General features: G+C 49.4%; 23 protein-coding genes. 20 read left to right on the top strand and 3 right to left on the bottom strand.

The genetic code is table 11. The features are described from left to right. Positions 1 to 67: 67 nt before the first annotated feature. Positions 68 to 2338, top strand: coding sequence for an EAL domain-containing protein (locus tag CWE12_RS02565; protein ID WP_126788101.1), 2271 nt, complete (start codon positions 68 to 70; stop codon positions 2336 to 2338). Here CWE12_RS02565 and CWE12_RS02560 read toward each other — a convergent pair. After that, on the bottom strand, positions 2307 to 2696 hold the full coding sequence (locus tag CWE12_RS02560) for a MerR family transcriptional regulator (RefSeq protein ID WP_198675666.1): 390 nt from the start codon (positions 2694 to 2696) through the stop codon (positions 2307 to 2309). The genes CWE12_RS02565 and CWE12_RS02560 overlap by 32 nt on opposite strands. 75 nt (positions 2697 to 2771) lie before the next feature. On the opposite strand from CWE12_RS02560, the gene CWE12_RS02555 reads away from it, so the two are divergent. From CWE12_RS02555 to CWE12_RS02545, 3 genes are all read left to right on the top strand, one after another. Beyond that, positions 2772 to 3524 carry a glutaredoxin gene (locus CWE12_RS02555; RefSeq protein ID WP_126788099.1) on the top strand — a complete coding sequence of 251 codons (753 nt, stop codon included), beginning with the start codon at positions 2772 to 2774 and terminating at the stop codon, positions 3522 to 3524. A gap of 24 nt (positions 3525 to 3548) precedes the next feature. After that, a complete protein-coding gene (locus CWE12_RS02550; protein ID WP_126788098.1) occupies positions 3549 to 4100 on the top strand; it encodes a YdeI/OmpD-associated family protein in 552 nt (183 codons plus the stop codon). Between the two features lie 214 nt (positions 4101 to 4314). Next, complete coding sequence (locus tag CWE12_RS02545; protein WP_126788097.1) at positions 4315 to 5892, top strand: EAL domain-containing protein; 1578 nt, start codon at positions 4315 to 4317, stop codon at positions 5890 to 5892. On the opposite strand, the gene CWE12_RS02540 is transcribed toward CWE12_RS02545, so the two are convergent. Then, positions 5853 to 6443 (bottom strand): TetR/AcrR family transcriptional regulator, encoded by a 591-nt coding sequence (locus CWE12_RS02540; protein WP_126788096.1) that lies wholly within the window; start codon positions 6441 to 6443, stop codon positions 5853 to 5855. The genes CWE12_RS02545 and CWE12_RS02540 overlap by 40 nt on opposite strands. A gap of 162 nt (positions 6444 to 6605) precedes the next feature. Here CWE12_RS02540 and CWE12_RS02535 point away from each other — a divergent pair, with 162 nt between their 5' ends. The 10 genes from CWE12_RS02535 to CWE12_RS02490 all read left to right on the top strand — a co-directional run bounded on the left by CWE12_RS02535 (position 6606) and on the right by CWE12_RS02490 (position 11843). Further along, complete coding sequence (locus CWE12_RS02535) at positions 6606 to 6995, top strand: RidA family protein (protein WP_126788095.1); 390 nt, start codon at positions 6606 to 6608, stop codon at positions 6993 to 6995. Positions 6996 to 7092: 97 nt separating this feature from the next. After that, the gene (locus tag CWE12_RS02530) at positions 7093 to 7299 is read left to right on the top strand and encodes a ParD-like family protein (protein ID WP_126788094.1); all 207 of its coding nucleotides are present in this window, start codon (positions 7093 to 7095) and stop codon (positions 7297 to 7299) included. Then, a complete protein-coding gene (map, locus tag CWE12_RS02525; protein ID WP_126788093.1) occupies positions 7292 to 8065 on the top strand; it encodes a type I methionyl aminopeptidase in 774 nt (257 codons plus the stop codon). Before CWE12_RS02530 ends, map begins: the two co-directional genes overlap by 8 nt. A gap of 45 nt (positions 8066 to 8110) precedes the next feature. Then, a complete protein-coding gene (locus CWE12_RS02520; RefSeq protein ID WP_126788092.1) occupies positions 8111 to 8467 on the top strand; it encodes a VOC family protein in 357 nt (118 codons plus the stop codon). A 39-nt stretch (positions 8468 to 8506) separates the two neighbouring features. After that, a complete protein-coding gene (locus tag CWE12_RS02515) occupies positions 8507 to 8926 on the top strand; it encodes a YciI family protein (protein WP_126788091.1) in 420 nt (139 codons plus the stop codon). A gap of 73 nt (positions 8927 to 8999) precedes the next feature. Beyond that, a complete protein-coding gene (locus CWE12_RS02510; RefSeq protein WP_126788495.1) occupies positions 9000 to 9494 on the top strand; it encodes a GNAT family N-acetyltransferase in 495 nt (164 codons plus the stop codon). 159 nt (positions 9495 to 9653) lie between these two features. Continuing rightward, positions 9654 to 10073, top strand: a complete 420-nt coding sequence (locus CWE12_RS02505; protein WP_126788090.1) for a VOC family protein — start codon at positions 9654 to 9656, stop codon at positions 10071 to 10073. A gap of 21 nt (positions 10074 to 10094) precedes the next feature. Further along, entirely contained in the window at positions 10095 to 10625 is a 531-nt protein-coding gene (locus CWE12_RS02500; protein ID WP_126788089.1) for a DinB family protein, read from the top strand. Positions 10626 to 10752: 127 nt separating this feature from the next. Then, positions 10753 to 11163: a VOC family protein gene (locus tag CWE12_RS02495; RefSeq protein WP_126788088.1), complete on the top strand. Its 411-nt coding sequence runs from the start codon at positions 10753 to 10755 to the stop codon at positions 11161 to 11163. A 26-nt stretch (positions 11164 to 11189) separates the two neighbouring features. Then, positions 11190 to 11843 (top strand): glutathione S-transferase family protein, encoded by a 654-nt coding sequence (locus CWE12_RS02490; protein WP_126788087.1) that lies wholly within the window; start codon positions 11190 to 11192, stop codon positions 11841 to 11843. Between the two features lie 68 nt (positions 11844 to 11911). On the opposite strand, the gene CWE12_RS02485 is transcribed toward CWE12_RS02490, so the two are convergent. Continuing rightward, the gene (locus CWE12_RS02485) at positions 11912 to 14527 is read right to left on the bottom strand and encodes a TonB-dependent receptor plug domain-containing protein (protein WP_126788086.1); all 2616 of its coding nucleotides are present in this window, start codon (positions 14525 to 14527) and stop codon (positions 11912 to 11914) included. Positions 14528 to 14564: 37 nt separating this feature from the next. Here CWE12_RS02485 and CWE12_RS02480 point away from each other — a divergent pair, with 37 nt between their 5' ends. The 6 genes from CWE12_RS02480 (at position 14565) to CWE12_RS02455 (ending at position 18317) form a co-directional block, all read left to right on the top strand. Then, positions 14565 to 15371 carry an RNA polymerase sigma factor gene (locus CWE12_RS02480; RefSeq protein ID WP_126788085.1) on the top strand — a complete coding sequence of 269 codons (807 nt, stop codon included), beginning with the start codon at positions 14565 to 14567 and terminating at the stop codon, positions 15369 to 15371. Next, on the top strand, positions 15368 to 15754 hold the full coding sequence (locus CWE12_RS02475) for a VOC family protein (protein ID WP_126788084.1): 387 nt from the start codon (positions 15368 to 15370) through the stop codon (positions 15752 to 15754). Before CWE12_RS02480 ends, CWE12_RS02475 begins: the two co-directional genes overlap by 4 nt. A gap of 244 nt (positions 15755 to 15998) precedes the next feature. Continuing rightward, on the top strand, positions 15999 to 16325 hold the full coding sequence (locus CWE12_RS02470; protein ID WP_126788083.1) for an antibiotic biosynthesis monooxygenase family protein: 327 nt from the start codon (positions 15999 to 16001) through the stop codon (positions 16323 to 16325). Positions 16326 to 16450: 125 nt separating this feature from the next. Then, on the top strand, positions 16451 to 16768 hold the full coding sequence (locus tag CWE12_RS02465) for an ArsR/SmtB family transcription factor (protein WP_241984115.1): 318 nt from the start codon (positions 16451 to 16453) through the stop codon (positions 16766 to 16768). A gap of 20 nt (positions 16769 to 16788) precedes the next feature. After that, a complete protein-coding gene (locus CWE12_RS02460) occupies positions 16789 to 17268 on the top strand; it encodes an SRPBCC family protein (protein WP_126788081.1) in 480 nt (159 codons plus the stop codon). Between the two features lie 131 nt (positions 17269 to 17399). Beyond that, positions 17400 to 18317 (top strand): VOC family protein, encoded by a 918-nt coding sequence (locus CWE12_RS02455; protein WP_126788080.1) that lies wholly within the window; start codon positions 17400 to 17402, stop codon positions 18315 to 18317. Positions 18318 to 18368 lie beyond the last annotated feature (51 nt).

Below are 18368 nucleotides of genomic sequence, written 5' to 3'. Positions count from 1 at the left end.
ATGCACTAACAACTGAGCGCAAACGCATTTTGCGCTAAAAAAGAATAATAAAACAGGAAGTTGTCTCTTGCTGAAACGCATGATCAGGGCGATTAAAGAGTATCTGTTAATTGAACAGCATCATCTTCTAACGCCTGATGAAGATACCTGGAAACTAAGCGTTCTCCGATTAATTTTGCTGAGCGGCGTGGTACTTACCTTTGCTATTATTGTTCATTCCTCGTATGCCGCGTACACCCAAAGTCTTTATTATGTTTTAGTCATGACATTCGGTTTCTCCGCCGTGCTGTGGATGACTCTGGCACTGGGTAAAGCACGAATAGCAATTGCCTCAGCGTCATTAACGCTGACCATCATCTTAGCTGGGTGCTCCATATTATTTTTCACCATCGAGCTCTCGTCCGCTCGCTACGGCCTGTTATTCTTCTTCACTTTGCCAATTATACTGCGCCTTTTTTACGGCAACAAAGCCGCTGTGGCGGGTATGCTGTTTAATATCATTCCGTATTTTGTGCTGCTCAGAAACGAATCTGTGGCGCCCTTGTTTGGTATTGATATTACCTTGCCCGGTACTCATGTTTATCTAAGTTCTCTGGTATTTTTATTCTTTAATTTTTGCCTGCCTGTTGCTGTTATTCGCGTGCTTGCGTCGCTGCAGAAGCAATCGTCACTTAACCGCGAACAAAGCCGGAAACTGGGGCAACTGGTTAAGCAGTATCAGGAGATTTTTAATAATGGCGGCATACCTTCTTTTTTTTGCGACCAGCAAGGCCGTATTCTGCAGGCTAATAAAAGTGGCCGTGATTTAATCCAGCAAGCGCCGACAGAGTGTGAGTATATTGATCAGCTTTTCACCCTGAATAAGCCGCTGGTCGCCGGGGAGACAATTGATGCCAGGCTGCGCTCGGACAGTCACATTATGTATAAGATCCAACCGGCAAGCCTGGTTCATCATAAAAAGCAGTTAATCCATTGCTTTGATATCACCCACACTGCAGAAACCGACCGACGAATCGGCGAACTGCGACGACAGCACTTCACTCAACACTATTCTGACGCTACAACCGATCTAAAGAATCATCATTTCTGGAGCCACCAGTTTGCGCAAAATAAAACCCGGGAGCATGCGGTTGTTTTGCTAAAGCTTGCCAATCTGAAAGACATTAACCTGCAATACGGGTTTTCCCGTGGCGATGAGGTGCTGGCCGATGTCGCCGCGTTACTGCAGAATCAGCTGCCCTCCGCGGTGAACCTGTATCGCTTCCCTGGCGCAAAGTTTCTGCTTAGCGTTGATCAGGACCAGTGTCATATCGACGAGATTTCGGTTTGGCTGGATAAACACTTGCCATTAACCGCATTTCAGCGTAGTGGTGAAGCCAGATTGGTGTTCAACTTGCAGTGGCGGGCAGGCTATTGCACAGCGGCTGGTTTTAATGCGGCGGCACTATTGGCCGAGGCGTGCGCTATTGCATTGAGCCAGACTAGTATTGACCAGCCATTCGCCCGCTATGATTCGACCATCGTCAAATTAATACGTCAGGACACGCGGAGAAAGGACCGCGTTAAGCAGCTGTTGGATGAGGGGCATCTGGCACTCTGGTTACAGCCGCAGGTGGATCAGAATCAAAGCATGACCGGGTTCGAGGTGCTGGCTCGCCTCGAAGAGCCGAATCAAAACCAGACGCTCAAGCCACACCAATTTTTGCCTCAGGTAGAGAAACACAAATGGTTCGTTTTATTCAGTCAGAAAATGCTCGAAAAGACCATTTCGTTACTGGAAAACTGGCCAGCTGAACTACCTCAGGTGCCATTGTCGGTCAACCTCGCCGGGCCAGAGCTACTCGATGATCTGTTTTATGAAAAACTGCTGCGGCGCTATTCGGAGAGCGCGCTGCTGCGCGATATGCTAAAGCTCGAACTTACCGAAACCTCGGTCTTATCCAGTCTTGATGAAACCAAAAAACGACTGACCTCGCTGGCCAATGTAGGGGCCACCATTATTATCGATGATTTTGGAACCGGCCATGCGTCGCTATCGCAGCTTATTGATTTGTCAGCGTCGGTTCTTAAAGTGGATCGAGATTTCGTGGAACGAATTGAAACCTCAGAGCGCCACCGCAAGATTGTCAAAATGACACTGGAGCTGGCCAACTCGCTTGATATGGAAGCCATTGCCGAAGGGGTTGAGACAAAAGCTCAGCTCGCTTTGTTACTGCAAATGGGCTTCACCCGTTTTCAGGGCTTCTACTTTGGTAAGCCAGCCCCCATTGAGCATTGGCTCGCGCGCGCGAACAGAACTACCGACACTAATTCGCCTCCGCAACGAATGACTCAATAATGGGGCAGGGCTGATTGCGGCTGTGTTCGCACTCATGAGCGAGCTTTTCCAGGGCAGAGCGCGCGGTTTGTAGCTGAGCTAGTTGCTCATCAATAGCGGTGAGGCGCTGCAGCGCCAGCTGACGTGCTTTGCTGTGATCCTGTGAGGCATCCATTGTTAGTAACTGTTTGATTTCTTTTAAGGTGAAACCGGCGGCCTGGGCGCCTTTAATAAAAGTAATGCGGCGCAGGTGTGTGCCGTCGTATTGGCGCACCTTGCCAGTGGTTTCAGGCACCTGCAGTAACCCTTCACGTTGGTAAAATCGCAGGGTTTCCACCCCTACACCTGCATTTAATGCTAACTTTCCAATAGTAAGCATAACAACCTCTTGACTCCGTACCATAGTACGTAGTTTAAGCTTCTCGTTAACATTAGCAAGCAGAGGAAATGTTCCATGACAACAAATACCAAACACGCGACGCTATATCGCATGATGACAAGCAAGCATCAATGCCCGTACGGCCGTAAAACGCTGCATCTTTTGCATCAGGCTGGGTATGAGGTGGACGATCATCATCTGAACTCGCGGCAGGAAATTGATGAATTTAAAGCAAAGCACGATGTAAAAACCACGCCTCAGGTGTTTATCGGCGATCAACGTATCGGTGGTTACGAGGAGGTTCGTAAGCACCTCGGAAAGCCTGTACGCGATCCTGATGCGACCAGTTACCGGCCAGTAGCCGCCTTGTTCGCGATGACCGCATTAACCGCGCTGGCTTTGAATATGGGCGTAAATGGAAGCTGGCTGTCGGTGCAGGCAGTGGAGTGGTTTATTGCGTTGTCGATGGTGGTGCTGGCGCTACTAAAACTGCAGGACGTGGAAAGTTTTTCCACCATGTTTCTCAACTATGACCTGGTGGCACGGCGTTGGGTCCCCTATGGGTATGTTTACCCCTATGCTGAAGGCCTGGCAGGTGTGCTGATGGTGGGCGGTTTGCTGAACTGGCTGTCGATCCCGCTGGCGCTCTTTATTGGTACCGTCGGCGCAGTGTCGGTATTTAAAGCCGTGTACGTGGATAAACGTGAACTTAAGTGCGCCTGCGTTGGCGGCGCCAACAATGTTCCGCTTGGTTTCGTTTCGCTGACCGAAAACCTGATGATGATCGGTATGGCATTATGGATGTGGTACGCCCATGGTTGGTTTTAATCATGGCGCCCCGGGAGAAGCACAATGGCAAAAAACAACACGCACTCTCAGTTTGAGACGACTATTCTGCGGCCTTTGAAATCAGGCCCAGATGACCTCAGTGCGTTCATTGTGTTACCAAACAGCGCGAGTGCGGCCTTGCCCAGGCGGGGCCGTACCAGCGTGGACGTGAGCATGAATGGCTATGACTTTGAGGCCACCCTTGAGCCTGATGGTCAGCTGAGCCATTGGTTGCCGATCCGCAAAGACCAGCTTGATGCAGCGTCTGTTGGGGTAGGTGATTTGGTCAGCTTTAGTATCATTGCGGTTGAGAAAGAGCCGGAGCCTGCCATTCCAGCAGATTTTCAGCAGGCACTGGCCGCTGCGCCAGAGGCTCGGGCTGTGTGGGATGATACCACCACTATCGCCCGGGTCGACTGGATCCACTGGATCGTCACAGCGAAGCAAGCAAAAACACGGGCAAAACGGATTGCGGATGCCTGTGACATGTTAGCATCCGGTAAGCGGCGGGTTTGCTGTTTTGACCCCTCCGGGTATTACAGCAAAGCGCTAAGCGCGCCCAAAGCTGCGGAGTAGGGTGGCTAAGCACCAGGTAAAGGAAGCTGCTGAAGCTGCCTGCAGGACGAATAACGGATAGGAATTATCGGGCTTACATAAAGGTTTGCTTAAGTTTGCCGATATCTATCGGGTAGGCATCATGCGTCCATTTTAAAGAGAGCAATTCTCACGGGCCTTGTACGCTAAGTACAGCATGAAAGCTGTTGTCTGCTCGACCAGGTGAGGCTGTTCAGTGAAGATAAATGGATTTTGGGCGAAAGCCAGCGGATTAGTCATGTTCATAATTCTGATGTTCGCTGTGCATGCGCTGACAAAAGTGTATCAGCGAAACGTTCAGGATGAGTTTTCTAAAGAGCTTTTATCACATGCTGAACTTGTCTCATCGCAGTTAATCCAGGCAATCAGAAGCGCGAAAGAGAGCGATATTGCTGATTGTACGGATGAGAATATTGATCAGCTCAGAAAAATTGCTAATCAATATCTGTATGTTTACGATTTAGGTATTGTTGCCGACAATCAAGTTAGATGCACAGCCAACTGGGGTGTTTTTTATCCGCCTGCCACATTACCGGATACGTCTTATCAGGTGTCATCTGAATTCCAACTCTATTCCCAGGCTGAATCTATTTTTCCCATTCCTCAGAGTTTTGATATCAGTCGATTTCTCGATATCGTCGCGTTCACCGTTGACTTCTCATTTCAGCATTTCGTCACTAAGGACCATGGCTTTTCTTACTCGATTGAAATGGCAAACCGGCAGCATAACTTTTTAAACTATCAGTCAGAAGAATCGGAAACGCCGCTTAGCGCCTCCGTCAGTCTAGGCTTATTTAAAGTCGTTACAACACGTTGCAGTCAACGTTTCGGCTACTGTGTCTATACAGAAAGTAACAGGGGAGGGGTCTTTTACTTTAGTGCTCCGGTTATTCTGCTCCTGTTTATTATCAGTCTCGCCTTTAGCTTCGTAGTTGCGTACGCCGTGCAGTCGTATTTATACAAGCAAAACTCAATGGAGTTTAGGTTTCGCCGCGCCATCCACCGCAAGCTAATTAAAGTCGAATACCAACCTATTTTGCAGGCAGACACGCGCAGAATTATTGGCGTCGAGAGCCTGGTGCGATGGAGAGATGCGGTCTATGGCAATGTATCGCCCGAACTATTTATTAGTATCGCCGATAAGCTTGGCATCTATAAGGACCTTACTTATCACATAGCAGCCGTATCTATTGCAGAAATGACCCCTGTGCTAAAGCACAATAAAGAGTTTTTCGTTTCCCTCAATGTCACTAGTTTTGAGGTCATCGACGAGAATTTCCTGTTATTTCTGAAGAATAAAGTCGAGAGTTCAGGTCTCGCGACGAGACAGATTAAAATTGAGATGACGGAAGAAATATCAGTGCCGCTGGATACGCTTTCAAAATTCTCTAAGCAAGCAAGGAAGTATGGCTTTCGTATTTCCCTGGATGATTTCGGTACCGGGGTTGCTAACCTTGTCTGGTTAACCGAAATAGCCTTCGATGACATAAAAATTGATCGGGTTTTTACTCAGGCCCTGAACGACAAGTTTAAAGAAAAAATGGTGTTCTCTATCATAGAAATGGTTTCAAGCCTACGCAGGCAAGTGACCTTCGAAGGGGTAGAAACCCAGGGTGAGCTTGATGTCATTTTGAAGTACTTTTCCTCTGCTCATGTTCAGGGCTGGTATTTTTATAAATCGCTGTCTATCAATTCATTGCTTAAGGTTCTTAAATACAATGATTTGAATACGGCTTATGTGGGGTCCCGCAATAAGCCGGATGCCATTAGTTGAAATGCTTCGACCGCTTTAGGGGTAACCTCTTCTGGGGTGCCACTGGCAGCAATCCACAACGCCGCATTGAGTGCCGCACCGCTAAGCAGTCTGGCGGCGGCCTCTGTATCAACCTGCTGCAGAACACCCTGAGAAATAAGCTGCTCGACTGTTTGCCTGGTCACTTCAAGGCAACTGTTCTGGCTCGGCCATTGCGACGGGTCGCCAAGAACTGCAGGTCCATCAAGTAATACAATACGCTGTATTTCAGGATCCAGCGCCATGCGTATGTAGGCTATGCCTTCTGCAAGTAACCCCTGCCAAAGGTCTTCAGTCTGAGCACCTGCTTCCTTCGCCCGCAAAGCCATTTCGGTATCAATTTGATCGACCACTGCAGCCAGAAGCCCGCGTTTGTCACCAAAGTTGTGATACAGCGCGCCTCGCGTCAAGCCTGCGGCGGCGGTTAACTCATCCATCGATGACGCTGTATAGCCTTTATCCGCAAAGGCTTTACGCGCTGCCGAAATAAGTTTCGCACGGTTCTCTGCCATGCTTTGGGCTCGTTTACTCACTTGTCTCTCCCTATACTTCACATACGTCGCGTATAAAATATTGACATACGACGCGTATAAATTCATTCTACATACGTGCCGTATATTACTTCAATATCGCAGTAGGGTATAGCACAAGCGACACTTCAATTATTCAATGTTTACCAAAATGAGGACTGAGTTATGCAACAACGTGAAGCTATTTTCCCGGCCAACAGACATGCACTTTATCAGGAGCATGGCTATTCGGCTGCTATTCGCTCCGGCGATCTTCTGTTTGTCTCGGGGCAGGTTGGCAGCCGTGAAGACGGCAGCCCGGAGCCGGAATTTTCACGTCAGGTTGAACTGGCTTTTGAAAACCTGCAGGCAACACTGGCTGCAGCGGGCTGCACACTGGACGATATTGTCGATGTGACGACATTTCATACCGATCCAGAGAATCAGTTCGGGACCATTATGCAAGTCAAACAAAGCGTATTCCCCGAAGCGCCGTACCCAAACTGGACCGCAATCGGGGTAAATTGGTTAGCTGGCTTTGACTTTGAAATAAAAGTTATTGCCCGTATTCCGTAACCCATATTTCCCCTGGTAACGCCAGCTCGACGAGCTATTGCGGACTGCTGTTTGTTGTTATACGCTTCATATATAGATCGTATAACAGAGGGTGACTATGGGTATCGTTAAAATCAGTGACGAACTGCATGAGGAAATCAGAAAATCGAGTTCGGTTATGGTGCGTTCAATCAACGCCCAGGCCGAATTCTGGATTAAAGTCGGAATGCTGGCTGAGGCCAATCCGTCGAAGTCGTTTAGCCAAATCATGAGTGAGCAATTGAAGCATGCTGATGTTGAAATAAAGGCGGTTGCCGGTGGATAACCTAAGTCTGAAAAGTGAGAGTGAACTGCAACTCATGCGTGAATCCGGGCGCTTGCTGGCGTTAGTTTTTGCGTATCTGGACGATAAAATTGAGGCTGGCGTTTCCACCATGCAAATCAACGACTGGGCTGAACGCTATATCGTTGATGAGCTGAACGCCCGGCCAGCCAGTAAAGGGCAGTATGGCTACCAGTATGTACTGAATACATCAGTGAATCAGGTAGTCTGTCACGGGGTCCCGGCCAGCACCCAAAAACTGAAATCCGGCGATATTGTCAATGTCGATATTACGCTGGAAAAAGGCGGTTTTATTGCTGATTCGAGCAAAATGTACCTGATTGGTGATGTTAGCCCCTTAGCCAAACGCCTGGTCGACAAAACCTACGCCGCCATGTGGGAAGGCATCCGGGTGGTGAAGCCCGGTGCAACCCTGGGTGATGTGGGCTACGCTATTCAGCAATACGCGACCAGGAACGGCTATTCGGTAGTGCGTGAATACTGCGGTCATGGTATTGGTCGGGAAATGCATGAAGATCCCCAGGTGCTTCATTATGGTGAGAAAGGCAAAGGCCTGGAGTTGCGCGAAGGAATGACTTTCACCATTGAGCCGATGATCAACCAGGGAAAGGCTAAAATTAAAACCAAAAGAGACGGCTGGACCGTCGTCACCAGTGACAAAAAGTTGTCTGCTCAATGGGAGCACACCATCGCGGTCACCGCCAACGGCTTTGAAGTACTGACGTTGCGTGATGAGGAGCGTACCTGAACGAACAGTAGTTGGCTAATGGACAAATTATTGAGAGAGAACGATATGAAAGAGAATGGAAAAATAAATTACGTCGAATTACCGTCGCGGGATATTGAAGCGACGAAGCGGTTTTTCAGTGCTGCGTTTGACTGGTCGTTTGTTGATTATGGCCCGGACTACGTGGCAGTTCAGGACGCAGGGCTCGATGGTGGGTTTTATAAATCAGACAATGTCGCAACGACAGAAAACGGCAGCGTATTAGTGGTGCTGTACAGTGCCGATCTTGACCAAGCCCAGGAGCGGGTGAAGTCGGCAGGCGGCATCATTGTGCAGAATACCTATGATTTCCCTGGCGGCCAGCGCTTTCATTTTGCCGATCCGAATGGCAACGAATATGCGGTGTGGTCTGAACCTGCGTAAGATGGCTACCACAGTACGATTGAAACCAGGGCTGAAACAATGTATCGATCCTTACTACTATTAGTTAGCGCACTGTTAGTTTTTACTGCCGCATCGAACGCGCAGGATGAACATACACAGGGTGATGGTGAAACCATTTATGACATGCCCACCGAGTGGGACACCCTTTATGCAGTGGTCGTAAAACAAGGGCCAAAGCATGCGGATGACAGTGACCCGGCCGCCACTCAGGCGATTATGCAACAGCATATCCAGTACCAACTTGGATTGCAGCATTCAGGCACCGCTGTCGCCGCTGGCGGCTTTGCTGACGCGAGCGATGGCATTAGCGGGCTAACGTTGTTGCGTGCAGAGTCGCTGGAAGACGCTGAGCGAATCGCAAATAACGACCCTGCGGTGCAGGCAGGGCGGTTTAGTGTTGTGGTGAAGACCTGGTATGTGCCGGACGGAAGGTTGTAACGACCCTGGCCACCGCGTTGCAAGAGCGGAACCTTAAGTGAGGAAAAGGTGCGTGATTTGTGAAACGCAAAGAATGATCATACGGCCGCTAACGCTAGCAGACGTTCCCGAATTGACTGCGATCCTGAATGATCCTGAAGTAATGAAACACTCGATTGGCGGTGTCTGTGACGAGACAGCGACCCGAGGATTCATTCAATGGTGTATGGCATGCTACGAAGCCTATGGCGTCGGGCCGTGGGCGCTCATCGATAAAGAAGATGGCACGCTGATTGGTTTTTGTGGTGTTTCACCGGAGATGGTCGCCGGCATCGAAGAAATGAACCTTGGTTACCGGCTCGCCGCAGCCTACTGGAACAAGGGGCTGGCGACCGAGGCCGCCGAAGGCGTGCTGAACTATGTATTCACTCATAAACTCTGTAAATCGGTCGTGGTCATCATCGAGCCCGAGCATGTGGCGTCATTAAAAGTCGCTCAGAAAGCCGGCTTCAGCGCATTCGAAGTCCTTGAGTTTTACGGCCGCTCGGTGCGTTTGTACCGACTCAACCCGGAACAAATTCAGCCTTAGAACTTGCTGTCATAAAACTAATTCAGTAACTTCAATCATAGAATACAACCCTTATGCGGCGGCAGCTACGCCTCCCAATGGCTCTTGCGTAAAACAACAGGACTCCGTAGTCGTGCGCACAGGCGTTGTGCCTATTGACGCCTTTTAACAGGAAGATAAATGAAACAGAGCATCATTCATATCGCGTTAGTAGTAAAAGACTACGACGAAGCGATAGATTTTTATGTGAATAAGCTGAAATTTGAGCTTATTGAAGATAGTTATCAACCTGAAAAAGATAAACGCTGGGTGGTAGTTGCTCCGCCGAATTCACAAGGGACGACGTTGCTTCTCGCAAAGGCGTCAAAGCCACAGCAGCGTGATGTGGTTGGTAACCAGGCGGGCGGCCGAGTATTTCTATTTCTCAGTACTGATGACTTTTGGCGAGATTATGAATACATGAAATCAGTTGATATAAAATTCATTCGTGAACCGAAAAGTCAGGAGTATGGCACAGTGGCTGTATTTGAGGATTTATATGGAAATCGTTGGGATTTACTGCAACTGAATCCCGATCATCCAATGGCGAAAAGGATTTAGATACTCGGGGGAGGAGGTTGAATGGGAGCGCATCAAGAGCAGTTTCGCGGGTTCGCTAAATACAATCGCGAGTTCAATCAGTTGCTGTTGGGGCAAATTGCAAAACTTAGCGATGAGCAACGCAAGCAGGACATGGGTGCGTTCTTCGGCTCTATTCACAGCACGCTGAATCATATTCTGCTGGCGGACAGGATTTGGTTGGGGCGTTTTGCTATCGCCTTTCCGCAGATGTCGTCGCTGAGTGGCGCGGCGCTGGTTCATGAGTTCTCATCATTGAGGCAGGAACTGTGCAGTGATTTCTCCGAATTACTCGTTCAGCGACAGGCTACTGACCAGGTCATTACGCAATGGGTTGAGGAATTGTCAGACGAATTGCTTGCGCAAACCATGCGCTATAGCAATTCAAAGGGGCAACAACGCGAACATTCTGCCTGGTTGGCAGCTATTCATATGTTTAATCACCAAACCCATCATCGTGGCCAAATCACCACACTGCTGAACCAGCTTGGCTGCGACTCAGGGGTTACTGACTATTTTGCCTACGTGAAGTAATGCGACAGGCGCGATATAGCTAAGCAGATAATTTTCCCGACACTGTCGATATCATCTCCGCTTGTTCGACTACAGAGAGACAGCGTATGCGGCTGTCTCCTTTTCAACATTACGGAGAAATTACCCCATGTCCCGAATGATTTTCATAAATTTGCCTGTCACTGATCTTGCTGCGTCGATGAATTTCTACAAAGCTATCGGCTTCGAGAATAACCCCGACTTTACTGATGACACTGCCGCCTGCATGGTTTTGAGTGAGGCGATCAATGTCATGTTACTGACTCATGCCAAATGGCGTACCTTCACCGACCGTCCTATTCCACCTGCTACCTCGAGCGAAGTGTTACTTGCCGTGTCGTGTGATAGCCGGGAAGCTGTTGATACGATGAACAGCGTAGCTGCTGAAAATGGTGGTAAAAAAGATATCAATTCTTCTCAGGATTATGGCTGGATGTATAGTCGCAGCCTGATGGATCCCGATGGTCACGTCTGGGAAGCTATGTGGATGGACCCGGCTGGAATTCCTGAAAGTGGTTAGAAAAATAGGCTAAAAGGAGAAACAACGTGTCTGAATTTGTTATTACTACCTTTGACTGGGTGCCGGAAACGCCCCGTGGTTACGTGCGTGACATACGGTTGCGTTGGGCTTTGGAGGAGGCGGGTTTAGCCTATCGTGTCGAGAGCACTCCATTCAACAACCGGCAAAAAGAGCATTTTTTACGACAACCTTTTGGTCAGGTTCCGTGGCTGAGTGATGGTGATGTTTTTATCTTTGAGAGCGGTGCTATCCTGTTGTATCTGGCGGAGCGAAGTACTGCTTTAATGCCTCATGAGCCTCTAGGTCGTAATAAGGTGATCGAATGGTTATTCGCCGGACTCAACTCTGTAGAAATGGCAACGGTACCCTGGTCGTTTTTTATGTTTTCAGACGACCATGAAGCTACACCCGGGCGTAAAATCCTGGATAACTTTCTGCAAAGTCGACTGCACCACATGGAGCAGGAGTTGGCTGAGCGTGAATGGCTGGCCGATGACTTTTCAGTCGCTGATATTGTCATGGTCGACGCGCTGCGTCTGGTTGATCGATTCAATGGATTAGAGCAACACAGTGCGAGCCGTGCCTACATTGCGCGAGCGACTGCTCGCCCAGCCTTTGCAAAAGCTCATGCAGACCAGCTGGCGTTTTATGCAGCCGCGGATTCGAAACTTAACCTGTAACGTAACGGTTGCAAGTAAAAGTCCGACACCTTGATTCAAAGAAAAAACCTAAGTGCCGGGCTGGTGGGTTAGAACTCGTAACGTACGGCTAAGTCAACAAAGCGTCCACGCGCGTTGTATTGAGTAATGTCATAAAAGTAAGACCCCGCCGACGGGTCGAACGGCGGTTGTCGGTCCAACAGGTTCTGTACTGACAAACTGATTACGGTGCGCGCAAAACCGGCATAACTTACCTGCGAATTAATCGAGGTGTGGCTACTGACCCGGTCACTAAGGCCAGGGTTGCTGCTTTCGCTTGCGATACGCTGTGCATAACCATGGGTGTAGTTGGCGCTTAATGTTAAAGACCAGTCATTGCGTTGCCAGTTTGCCACGCTGCTACTTTTCCATTTGGGCAGTGCGCCAAATTGATTGTTACCTGCGCCGTTCACGGCAGGCTGGTCAGCCACCAGAGCTTGCTGGTATTCGAGCAAACGAGACCAGCTGGTACTGAGTTGAGTGTCACCGCCCAAGAAACTGAAACGGTAACTTAGATCCAGATCGACGCCGGAGGTGGTGCGGGTTCCCTGGTTGGCATACTGATTGGTAATAATTTGCAGTCTGCCAGCATCGTCACGCTGAATGCGGTCAGCGAAGTCCGCTTCATTATTGATAATGAACTGCGCATTATCAGGCGAAATGACGTTATCCTGTTCAATGCGGAAGTAATCAATAGCAGCGCTTAAGCCACGTTGCGGTGACCAAACCAGACCGACGTTGACGTTGGTTGAGCGTTCCGCTTCGAGATCAGGGTTACCACTTCTTAACTGAGTGAAGCCGCGGGTGACGCCGGGTTCGACGGGGTCATTAGGGTCAATGACTGAGCCGTAACTAATCGTGTTACTTTGTGATATTTCCGGTAGCGACGGTGCTCTGAATCCACGTGACCACGAACCGCGCAGTAACCAGTCATCGCTGAGCAGGTAATCAGCTGAAATCTTGGGTGAAACAGCGCTACCAAAATCATCATAATGATCAGCGCGCACGGCGGTGTTTACGTTCAGTCCCTCGAGAAGTGGAAAGTCTAGTTCCACATAGCCTGCCACCACATCGCGCTCACCATTGACCAGATTAATAGCAGGGCGTAGCTCTGTACCTGAGAGCACTTCTGGTGACGTGCCAGCATCCATTTTCTCGTTACGCCAGTCGACGCCGGTAGCGAAACCGACATCGCCGTAGCGCCAGTGAGCTAAGGTGCGGGAAGCATTCAGATTCACCGACTGGGTCTGGTAAAAGCCCGGACGACGGGTGTCGAGGCGTAATGACTCAATAGCCTCGGCGCTGTTGTTACCGCCCACAAAGTCGTAATCGCCACTCTCGAGCAGCTCTTCGAAGGCATATCGGTTAATAAAGTTGTCAACATACTCCCGCTGGCGGCTTTGCGACTGCAGGGCGTTAAAATTAACGTCCCAGACGTCGCCGCGATAACGGGCCCCGACTAAAAAGCGATTGAAGATCTGGGTATTCGATTTAAGCCGTTCGCCGACATCAAAGAAGGTGTACTCAAAGGGTAAAGTTTCGTCCCCCTGATTATTGGGGTGACCAACCGGAAAAACCACGGGAATGTTGACTAAGGTTCCGCTGGCCTGATCATAAGCACGCAGGCCTGGCCCGATACTCAACGGAGCGCCAAAGGTGTGGCTCGATTCGTTGTAGCTATACAGAGCTTCAGCAAAGGCTTCTACCTGCCGGGTAATCCGATACGTGCTTTGCAGTGAAAGTTGACGGCGACTGACTTCAGGTTGCAGAGTGTTGTAAGGCTGGCCATTAAAGGCACAGACCTGACCGTCGCGACCTGGTGTAAAATCGGTCCAGTTGCGCAGTTCCGATTCGCCAGGGCATTGTTCAAAGGGCCGTGGATTCTGAGGGTCATCAAGGTAATTGCCGCCTTGAGTCAACCAACCCGCCAAACGCCCGCCAGGCTGGTGCCTGAAGTCACCGCTGCGGGTAATTTTTCGTTCACCGGCGTTCAGCTCGTCGCGTTCGAGCAAGTCGATGCTTAAGGTGACGTTGAAACCATCGTCATACAAATCACCCGTACCAGCCAGAATGCCCGCGCTGTATTGGTTCAGGCCGCCTTCAGTCGCGCCACCGGCGGAAGCTGATAAACGCGCGCCTTCGTAGTCACGACGCAGAATAATATTGACCACTCCGGCAATTGCATCTGAACCATAAGCAGCCGAAGCGCCGTCTTTCAGCACTTCAATGCGCTCAACGGCGCCCAGGGGCAGGGCATTTAAGTCCACAAAAGTGTCTTGCGTACCCAGAGCGAACCCGTAGTTGGAGACGCGCTGGCCGTTGACCAGTAGAAGCGTGTTTTTGGGGCTTAATCCACGCAAACCAATAGAGGCGGAACCTGCGGAAAAGCTACTGGTGAACTGTTCATCATAGCTATTACCGGTGTTCACCGTGAGATCACGTAAGACATCAGTCAGGGTGATCTTTCCACTTCGTTCAATGTCCTCTGCAGAGAGAATTTGCAGCGGGGTGGCGTCTTCATTGTGGGTGCGACGGATATGAGATCCGGTGACCTGAACACGTTCCATCTCTGAATTGGCATCGACGGCCAGAAGAGATGGAGATGCTGCAGCCGCAGCGACTCCTACCAGGTAGGCTAATGATGAGAGCACGAACGTTTTGGGCATAAAAATAAATCCTCTTTTTTGCATTATAGATATATAGATGTCTAGACGTCTAAAATATACAATAGGAAAAATTCTAAGGAAAGAGGTTTTTAGAACTTATTTAGGAAGTTTCAATTTATTAGCTGGCTGTATTTTGGCCAATTTCTGTCTTATGCTGCGTTATCAGTTAACCAAATGCTGCCTGTTAGTATTCGATTGGAGTCCTTCGGTGCGCCTCAGCCAATATGCTCAGCTTTGCTCGCTCGCGCGACATATCATGAACGATGTCAGTGAAGCGGAAGACGTTGTACAGGACGCCTATGTGGCGGCTTTTCTGTCTAATCGCTTAGATTTCGACGCCGTTGAAACCAGAAAATGGTTAGTGGGCACAGTGCGCAATAAAGCGCGAATGGCCTTACGTGGAGCGGTTCGTAGAAGAAGCCGTGAAAGCCAGTGGCAAATGGAGCCTTCGAACTTGTCGCTTGACGATCAGCAGGAGATCTCCCAACTGCTTTATACCTTGACGCCAGCTCTTAAAGCGGTCGCAGCGTTAGTGTTGTCGGGTCATACTCGAAAAGAGATCGCGTACTTGCTGAACCTGACAGACGTCGCGCTTCGCCAGCGTATTCAAGATCTAAAATGTCGGATAACCACAACTGATACCGTGATGCCCTCTGAATTGATCGGGTTAAATAAAGAGGTAGATTACGGCTGTATTCGCAGTGCTTTGTTGTCAAAGCTGCTTCATCAGGAGGGAGTTTTGGCCAGTCATGACCTAGATGGTCATCTTTTTGTGATTCGTGCTCACAAAACGGAGTCTGGTGGCAATACTAAGGTAACTAAACCAATGAGGAAAACCTTATGAGCTTTAAACCCAAGCACGCCAGCATCGTTTTTTATGTCAGCGATATCCTGCGTACAGAAAAATTCTACAACGACACTCTGTCTCTTGATCTGGAACGAATGGAAGGCGCTGAACCCTTCTGGTTGCAGGGGCGTCTGGAAAATGGCCTGGACCTGATCTTCTTTCAGATGGAAGGCAAACGGGGAAATACGCCGGCCTTAGTATTTGATGTCATTGAAGGCGGGATTGATGATGTGGTTGCTGAGCTGACAGACGCCGGTGTGACTATTGTGACCCCGGTTTCGGAAGCGCCTGGTGGTTGGAGCGCGGATTTTCTGGACCCTGATGGTTTTGGTTTAGGGCTGTGGCAGTCAGAAGAGCTGCCGCGATCGTTGAAACCCTAACCAGTTGGTTTTATATGCAACCGGGGGAGCTATAACTAATTCGGAACTGCTTACACTACAAGGCACAGGGCATGAACTGCATGCTGAGGAGTGGCAAGTGATTCTTCAGGCGGTGAAGAGACAGACATCAGAGTCATAGATAAAAAAGCCCGGCGGCGCGCCTTGACCTCAACTTAGGTTTAAGTTTTATGCTTGGCACTTGTGTAACAAGCGAAACTTCAGAACCAGACTAAGGAGGTCGAGTGTGCCAACTAAAACAGGTATATACCGGGTGGATAAATTTTCAGTCCCACAGGCTGCAAAGGACGAGTTCCTGAAAAAAGTGCGTGACACTGACCAGGTGCTTCGCCGCCAGCCAGGTTTCATTCGGGATACGCTTCTTGAGCAGGTTGCCGGCCCGGGCCAGTTCAATATAGTCACCATAGCTGAATGGGAAAATCAGCAATCAATTGATGCAGCGCGCAATGTTGTGGTGCAGGCTCATGCGGAGAGCGGATTTAATCCGCAGGAAACGATGGCAAGACTTGGCATCGAGGCAGATATTGCAAATTACAGACGTATTCAAGACTGACATCGCTTAACACCGCCGTTGTGGCCTCATTTTGCATAATCAATATAACCATATTTTGCACATCGCTTTAAATACAATTTGACATGCAACCATATGGTTGCATAATGAGGTTTATGACTACTGATATGAACAATGTATTTAAAGCGCTCGCTGACCCTCATCGCCGGGAACTCCTGGACCTTTTGTATAAAGAGAATGGGCAGACGTTGGGTGATCTTTGTAAGTGCATGTCAATGAGTCGGCAGGGAGTTGCAAAACACCTGGCGCTGCTTGAGGTTGCTCAGCTTGTGGTGGTGGTTTGGCAGGGCAGAGAAAAGCTGCATTACCTCAACCCTGTGCCAATTCAACAAATTCACGACCGCTGGATTGGTAAGTTTGAAGGCGAGCGTTTGCAAGCGCTGGACACGCTAAGGAAGGCTCTTGATGATCAAAATGATGCGTAAGTATTCAAAAGGAGCTAATCATGGCTAAACCAGAATTTGTATATGTAACTTACATTGACACCACGCAGGATAAGCTGTGGCAAGCACTGACCAGTGGCGAATTCACCCGGCAGTACTGGGGTGGGCGAACGATAGAATCAGACTGGAAGAAAGACTCGCCAGTAAAACACCTCAAAGAGGACGGAACCCTGGATTGGTCTGGCAAAGTGCTGGAGGCGGATCCGCCCAAACGTCTGTCTTATACGTTTGACCCCGCAGTGGACGACGAGATGCCGGATTATGAGGGCGACAAAATCGACCTCAACCATCCGGAAAAACCATCCCGGGTGACTTTCGAGATCGACAAGTACATGGGTAAAGTACGTTTAACACTGACTCATGACCACTTTGAAGAGGGTAGTAAAGTACTGCAGGGTATCAGCATGGGCTGGCCAGCGATTCTTTCGGGCCTGAAGTCTTTACTGGAGCGTAACGAACCGCTTTTCCGTGACTGGCGTTAACTGACTTCGGTTAACAACCTCTGACAGCAGTTTCAGAGTATGTCGATTGGGCGCAACGTCATTCGACTAACTGGCGAGGGGCCCACAGCGAACCTGGATGCCCCTCGTCAGCTTTTACGGGAGAAAATACAATGACTGCGAGTAAACAAAAAATCGTGCCTAATCTGTGGTTCGATAAAGAAGCAACAGAAGCAGCGGACTTCTACTGTTCCATTTTTCCAGATTCTGCCATCACCCACACCACGACCTTGCAGGATACCCCGTCGGGTGACTGTGATCTGGTGTCTTTTTCGCTGTCTGGGTACTCGTTTATGGCCATTAGTGCCGAACCGTTATTCAAGTTCAATCCTTCAGTGTCGTTTATGCTGAACTTCGATCCGTTACAGGATCACGATGCTGAGAAACGAATTGACGAGGTGTGGGCGAAACTGTCGGAAGGCGGCAAGGTGCTGATGCCTATCGATAAGTATCCATTTAGCGAGCGTTACGGATGGATTCAGGATAAATACGGTCTCTCGTGGCAGTTGATTCTCACTGATCCTGACGCTGAAGTACGACCCTTTATTATCCCCTCGCTTATGTTCGTCGGCGATGTATACGCGAAGGCCGAAGAGGCGTCTGATTTCTATCTTGCTACCTTCAATGACAGCAAACGCGGTGAGCTGGTGCGCTATCCGGCGGGCATGGAGCCGGATCAAGAAGGTGCGGTCATGTTCACAGACTTCACGCTCGAGGGACAGTGGTTTGCGGCTATGGAAAGTGCCCAGGAGCACGACTTTGCGTTTAACGAAGCTATTTCGTTTATGGTGAATTGTGATGATCAGAACGAAATAGATAGCTACTGGCAAACGCTTTCAGCAGTCGCTGAAGCTGAGCAATGCGGCTGGTTGAAAGACAAATATGGTCTTTCCTGGCAAATAGTCCCCAGCGCTTTGAACGAGATGATTCACGATAACGACCCCGAGCGACGAAACCGAGTCACTCAGGCCTTGTTGCAAATGAAGAAATTGGATCTTGCGGCGCTGCATCGTGCCTATGACGACCGGTAAGTCCCGGGCTGCCTGGTCCTAACAAAATAGGTCCTAACAATAATAAGGAAA

The organism is Aliidiomarina sedimenti, assembly GCF_003986955.1.
Taxonomy (GTDB): domain Bacteria; phylum Pseudomonadota; class Gammaproteobacteria; order Enterobacterales; family Alteromonadaceae; genus Aliidiomarina; species Aliidiomarina sedimenti.
Note: the sequence above shows the minus strand (reverse complement) of the source record. Positions and strands in the feature narration are given on the sequence as shown.